The sequence below is a fragment of the Kitasatospora sp. NPDC058492 genome (genome assembly GCF_042720685.1).
Taxonomy (GTDB): Bacteria; Actinomycetota; Actinomycetes; order Streptomycetales; family Streptomycetaceae; genus Kitasatospora.
In genome coordinates, this window is the sequence record NZ_JBHXMU010000016.1 from 136,168 (window position 1) to 142,323 (window position 6,156).

Here is a 6,156-nt window from a genome sequence, read left to right on the forward strand (position 1 = left end):
CGACCGGCAGTCGCGCCACGGCGGCGGCGACGTCGCGAGAACGCCCGTGGGGCGGCCCTCCACCGGAGGACCGCCCCACGGGCGTCGGTGCCACGGGGGTGTTACTCGCCCCGGGTGCCCAGGTGGTGCACCTGGACCATGTTGGTGTTGCCGGGGATGCCGGGGGGCGAGCCGGCGGTGACGATGACGGTCGCGCCCTCGGCGAGCTGGCCCATGCTGAGCAGCTCGCGGTCGACCTGGGCGACCATCGCGTCGGTGGACCCGACCTGCTCGGTGACGTGCGCCTCGACGCCCCAGCTCAGCGAGAGCTGGTTGCGGGTGGCGACGTCCGGGGTGAACGCGATCACCGGGATCGGCGAACGGTAGCGGGACAGGCGGCGGGCGGTGTCACCGGACTTGGTGAACGCGACCAGCGCCTGGCCGTTCAGGAAGTCGCCCAGCTCGCACGCGGCGCGGGCGATCGAGCCGCCCTGGGTGCGCGGCTTGCGGCCCGGGTTGAGCGGCTGGAGGCCCTGGGACAGCAGCTCCTCCTCGGCCCTCTCGGCGATCCGGCTCATGGTGCGGACGGTCTCGATCGGGTACTTGCCGACGCTCGACTCGGCGGACAGCATGACCGCGTCGGTGCCGTCCAGGATGGCGTTGGCGACGTCGGAGACCTCGGCGCGGGTGGGGCGCGAGGCGTGGATCATCGACTCCATCATCTGGGTGGCGACGATGACGGGCTTGGCGTTGCGGCGGGCCAGCGTGATCAGCTGCTTCTGGACCAGCGGCACCCGCTCCAGCGGGTACTCGACGGCCAGGTCGCCGCGGGCGACCATGATGGCGTCGAAGGCGAGGACGATCTCCTCCATGGCCTCGACGGCCTGCGGCTTCTCGATCTTGGCGATGACCGGCACGCGGATGCCGACCTCGTCCATGACCTCGTGGACGTCCTTGACGTCGTCCGCGTTGCGGACGAAGGACAGGGCGACCATGTCGACGCCCAGGCGCAGCGAGAAGCGCAGGTCGTCCTTGTCCTTCTCGGACAGGGCGGGCACGTTCACGGCCGCGCCGGGCAGGTTGATGCCCTTGTTGTTCGAGAGCACGCCGCCCTCGATCACCACGGTCTTCACCCGCGGGCCGTCGACGCTGACGACCTCCAGGGCGATGACGCCGTCGTTGATCAGGATCGGGTCGCCGGGCTTGACGTCGCCGGGCAGGCCCTTGTAGGTGGTGCCGCAGATGTGCTGGTCACCGGGGACGTCCTCGGTGGTGATGGTGAACTCGTCGCCGTTGTCGACGGTCACCGGGCCGTTGGCGAAGGTCGCCAGACGGATCTTGGGACCCTGGAGGTCGGCCAGGACGCCGATGGCCTTGCCGGTGTCCTCCGAGACCTGGCGGACCTTGCGGTACCGCTCCTCGTGGTCCGCGTGGTTGCCGTGGCTCATGTTCAGTCGGGCGACGTTCATGCCCGCCTCGACGATGGCCTTCAGCTGTTCGTAGGAGTCCGTCGCCGGACCCAGGGTGCAGACAATTTTCGCTCGGCGCATATGGATCAGTCTATCCGTTCGTGTTATAGGTGCATTCGGCACGAATCGTGAGGAATCGCCAACGAAGGATCCCGAGGGGCGAGACGGCGTCCAGTCAGTCCCCGGACGGCCGGTGGACCAGGGCGAAGGCCTGTCGGGCGATCTCCAGTTCCTCGTCGGTGGGCACCACGGCGACCGCCACCCGGGCGTACGCGGGCGAGATGATCCGGGCCTCGCCGGAGCGCACCGAGTTCAGCTCGGGGTCGACCGCGATGCCCAGTTCGTCCAGCCCGGCGGTGGCCGCCGCGCGCACCGGCGCCGCGTTCTCCCCGACGCCCGCGGTGAACGCGATCGCGTCCACCCGGCCGAGTACGGCGTAGTAGCCGCCGATGTACTTGCGCAGCCGGTGGATGTACGCGTCGAAGGCGAGCTTCGCGTCGGCGTCCCCGGCCTCGGCCCGGCGCATGATCTCGCGCATGTCGTTGTCGCCGCACAGGCCGCGCAGACCGCTGCGGCGGTTGAGCAGGTCGTCGATCTCGTCGATCGACAGCCCGCCCACCCGGTGCAGGTGGAACACCACACCGGCGTCGATGTCGCCCGAACGGGTGCCCATGACCAGGCCCTCCAGCGGGGTCAGGCCCATCGAGGTGTCCAGGCAGCGACCGCCGGCGACCGCCGAGGCGGAGGCGCCGTTGCCCAGGTGCAGCACGATCACGTTCACCTCGGCCGGGTCCTTGCCGAGCAGCCGGGCGGTGGCCCGCGAGACGTACTGGTGCGAGGTGCCGTGGAAGCCGTAGCGGCGTACCCGGTGCTCGTCGGCCACGGCCTTGTCGATCGCGTACCGGGCCGAGAACTCCGGCATCGAGGCGTGGAAGGCGGTGTCGAAGACGGCCACCTGGGGGAGGTCCGGGCGCAGCGCGCGGGCCACCTCGATGCCGGTGATGTTGGCCGGGTTGTGCAGCGGCGCGACCGGGATCAGCCGGCGGATCTCCTTGAGCACGTCGTCGGTGACCACGGTCGGCTCGGTGAACCGCTTGCCGCCGTGCACCACCCGGTGGCCGATCGCGGCCAGCTCGGGGGAGTCCAGTCCGAGGCCGTCGGCGGCCAGCTCCTCGGCGACGGCCTTCAGGGCGGCGGAGTGGTCCGGGAAGAGCTGCGGCAGCTCGCGCGGCCCGCCCGCGTGCGGGGTGTGCACCAGCCGCCCGCCGGGCTCGCCGATCCGCTCCACCAGGCCGGAGGCCAGCCGGGCACCGTCCAGCATGTCGATCAGCTGGTACTTCACCGACGAGGAGCCGGCGTTCAGCACGAGAACGCGCGTTCCATCGCTCATGCGGCCACCTCGCTGCGCTCGGCGGTCGCTTCGCGAAACGCGCACCTCTTGATGATTCGCTCGCTGCGCCCACTCATGCCTTCGGCTCCTTCTCGTCCTGGGCCTGGATGGCGGTGATCGCGACGGTGTTGACGATGTCCTGGACCAGCGCGCCGCGCGAGAGGTCGTTGACGGGCTTGCGCAGGCCCTGGAGGACGGGGCCGACCGCAACCGCGCCCGCCGAGCGCTGGACCGCCTTGTAGGTGTTGTTGCCGGTGTTGAGGTCCGGGAAGATCAGCACGGTCGCCCGGCCCGCCACCGCGGAGCCCGGCAGCTTGGTGGCCGCGACGTGGGCGTCCACCGCCGCGTCGTACTGGATCGGGCCCTCGACCAGGATGTCCGGCCGCAGCTCGCGGACCAGCTCGGTGGCCTTGCGGACCTTGTCGACGTCCGCGCCGGAGCCGGAGGTGCCGGTCGAGTACGAGAGCATCGCGACCCGCGGCTCCACCCCGAACTGGGCGGCGGTGGCGGCGGACTGGATCGCGATGTCGGCCAGCTGCTGGGCGTCCGGGTCGGGGTTGACCGCGCAGTCGCCGTACACCAGCACCTTGTCGGCCAGGCACATGAAGAAGACGCTCGACACGATGGCCGCGCCCGGCGAGGTCTTGATCACCTCGAAGGCAGGCCGGATGGTCGCGGCGGTGGAGTGCACCGCGCCGGAGACCATGCCGTCCGCGATGCCCTCCTGGACCATCAGGGTGCCGAAGTACGAGACGTCGGTGACCACGTCCAGCGCCAGCTCGACGGTCATCCCCTTGTGGGCGCGCAGCCGGGCGTACAGCTCGGCGAACTGGCGGCGCAGCGGGCTGGTGGTCGGGTCGACGATCCGGACCTGGGCGCGGTCGCCGCCCGGCTGTTCCTGCGGGAGGTCGATGCCGAGGCCCGCGGCCTTGCGGCGCACCGCGTCGGCCTCGCCGAGCAGGGTGAGGTCGCAGATGTTGCGGCGCAGCAGGATCTCGGCCGCGCGCAGCACCCGCTCCTCGGTGCCCTCCGGCAGGACGACGTGCCGCCGGCTCGCCCGGGCCCGCTCCAGCAGCTCGTGCTCGAACATCATCGGGGTGACGCGTTCGGACCGGCCGACCTCGATCAGGTTGGTCAACTCGGCCGTGTCGACGTGCAGTTCGAACAGTCCGAGGGCGATCTCGGCCTTCCGCGGACTGGCCGCGGTGAGCTTGCCCTCCAGGTGGGTGAGGGTCGCGGCGGTCGGCCAGCTGCCCTCCGGGACGACCGCGACCGGGGTGCCGGGGGCGAGCCGGGCGGCCAGCGCCATCACGTTCGGGCCGGGGTGCTGGCCGAGCGTCAGCAGCACGCCGGCGATCGGCGGGGCGCCGGCGGCGTGCGCGGCCAGCGAGCCGATCACCAGGTCGGCGCGGTCCCCGGGGGTGACGACCAGGGCGCCCTCGGTCAGGGCGTCCAGGAAGGTGGGCAGCATGGCGCCGCCGAAGACGAAGCCGCGGACGTCCCGGGCCAGGCCGGCGGCGTCCCCGAGCAGGACCTCGGCGCCGGTCGTCTCGACCAGCTGGGCGACGGTCGGCGCGGCCAGCGCCGGCTCCTCCGGGATGACGTAGGCGGGGATCGGCAGCTTCTCGGTGAGCTTGCGCTGGATCCGCTGCTTGGCACCCGGGGTGACCCGGTTGGCGATCATCGCCAGGGTCTCGCAGCCCAGGTCGGTGAACGCCCGGTGGGCGTTGCGGACCTCGGCGATGACGGCCTCCGGGTCCTCGGCGTGCCCGCCGACCACCGGCAGCACGGCGGCGCCGAACTCGTTGGCCAGCCGGGCGTTGAAGGCCAGTTCGTCCGGGATGTTGGTGTCGGCGAAGTCGGTGCCGAGCACCAGCACCGCCTGGCAGCGCCGCTCCAGCGCGCGGAAGCGGTCGACCAGGGTGGAGACCAGCTCGTCCTGCCCGCGGGCGGCCTGCAGCGCGGCGGCCTCCTCGTAGCTGAGCCCGTACAGCTCGGAACTCGGCAGGTCGATCCGGTACCGGCCGCGCAGCAGCTCCACCACGTGGTCCGAGCCCGGCTCGCCCACGGCCTGGCGGCCGGCAGGCGCCCCCGCGTGCGCGTGCACCAGCGGCCGGAACACCCCGACCCGGTCCACCTGGCGGGTGAGCAGTTCCATGACCCCGAGTTCGACCGCCTGCCGGCCGTCCCCCCGGTCGATACCGGTCACGTACACGCTGCGCGCCACGTGGGTGTCTCCGTCCCGTCGTCTCGGAATATGGCCATATCGACCATACCTTCGCACCACGAACGGGCGTCCGCGAGCAGAGCGGCCCGGCGGGGGCAAGGGCTGAACGTCCTGGGCTCGGGGTTTGCGCCGCGGCCCGCCCTTGATGTACCTACATGATGTAGTTACATTGGAAGGCATGGAGACCATGGGACTGCGTGAGCTCAACCAGAACCCGTCCAAGGCGGTCGCGCGGGTCCGGGCCGGCGCGACGATCGTCGTCACCGACCGCGGGCGGCCCGTGCTGAGACTGGTGCCGGAGGAACCCCCGGCGACGACCCTCGAACGCATGATCGCGGCCGGCGAGGTCACCCCGCCCGCCGAGGAGGGCATGCCCGAGCTGGCCCTCGACCTGCTGCCGGACATCAGCAGCCTCTCGGACCTGCTGGTGGAAGACCGCGAACGGGAGCGGAACCGTTGATCTACCTCGACTCCTGCGCGCTGCTGAAGTGCATCAAGCCGGAGCCGGAGACGGCCGCACTGCGGGCGTGGCGGCAGGCGCTGCCCGCCGGGACCGAGCTGATCACCAGCGCGCTGGCCCGGCTGGAGATCGCCCGCACCCTGCTCCGCGCGGGCCTGGCCCACCAGCAGGTCCCCTACTACGTGGACCAGGCGCTCCGGGGCAGCCACCAGGTCGACCTCAGCAGCGCGGTGCTCGCCCGGGCGCTCTCCTACCGCACTCCGCGCCTCGGCTCGCTGGACGCGTTGCACCTGGCCAGCGCGGACCCGTTCCGCACGGAGCTGACCGAGTTCATCACCTACGACCGCGAGCTGGGCAGGGCCGCGGAGGACCTCGGCTTCCCGGTGTCGGCACCGAGCTGAGGGCCTGCCCGGCCGGGCAGGCCCTCAGAGGGTGTTCGATACCGATTTAGGCTGCCGCGAGGGGTTTCGGGCGGAGGTATTGCCCGGTTCTGTCCGGGCTGGCTGTCAGGCGGTTGGTCATGGAGTTCACCATGGCCCACTGGATCATCGAGCGTGACCGGTCCGGCAGTTCCTCATAGTCGCGGTGAAGCCGTCGATACCGGGACATGATCCCGAAGGTCTGCTCCACG

Annotated in this window: 5 protein-coding genes and 1 pseudogene; 2 read left to right on the plus strand and 4 right to left on the minus strand. The window is 71.5% G+C overall.

Going from position 1 to position 6,156, the window contains the following annotated elements; all coding sequences use genetic code 11:
- Positions 1-101: 101 nt before the first annotated feature.
- From pyk to pta, 3 genes are all read right to left on the minus strand, one after another.
- Positions 102-1,529 carry a pyruvate kinase gene (gene pyk / locus ACFWPI_RS13555; RefSeq protein WP_063347766.1) on the minus strand — a complete coding sequence of 476 codons (1,428 nt, stop codon included), beginning with the start codon at positions 1,527-1,529 and terminating at the stop codon, positions 102-104.
- A gap of 94 nt (positions 1,530-1,623) precedes the next feature.
- Positions 1,624-2,838 (minus strand): acetate kinase, encoded by a 1,215-nt coding sequence (locus ACFWPI_RS13560; RefSeq protein ID WP_380380820.1) that lies wholly within the window; start codon positions 2,836-2,838, stop codon positions 1,624-1,626.
- A gap of 73 nt (positions 2,839-2,911) precedes the next feature.
- Positions 2,912-5,065 carry a phosphate acetyltransferase gene (gene pta, locus ACFWPI_RS13565; RefSeq protein WP_380380822.1) on the minus strand — a complete coding sequence of 718 codons (2,154 nt, stop codon included), beginning with the start codon at positions 5,063-5,065 and terminating at the stop codon, positions 2,912-2,914.
- Between the two features lie 178 nt (positions 5,066-5,243).
- On the opposite strand from pta, the gene ACFWPI_RS13570 reads away from it, so the two are divergent.
- Positions 5,244-5,525 carry a type II toxin-antitoxin system Phd/YefM family antitoxin gene (locus ACFWPI_RS13570; protein ID WP_380380824.1) on the plus strand — a complete coding sequence of 94 codons (282 nt, stop codon included), beginning with the start codon at positions 5,244-5,246 and terminating at the stop codon, positions 5,523-5,525.
- On the plus strand, positions 5,522-5,926 hold the full coding sequence (locus ACFWPI_RS13575; protein WP_380380826.1) for a type II toxin-antitoxin system VapC family toxin: 405 nt from the start codon (positions 5,522-5,524) through the stop codon (positions 5,924-5,926). Before ACFWPI_RS13570 ends, ACFWPI_RS13575 begins: the two co-directional genes overlap by 4 nt.
- A gap of 46 nt (positions 5,927-5,972) precedes the next feature.
- Here ACFWPI_RS13575 and ACFWPI_RS13580 read toward each other — a convergent pair.
- Positions 5,973-6,156: pseudogene (locus tag ACFWPI_RS13580) on the minus strand (IS5/IS1182 family transposase); the annotation flags it as partial.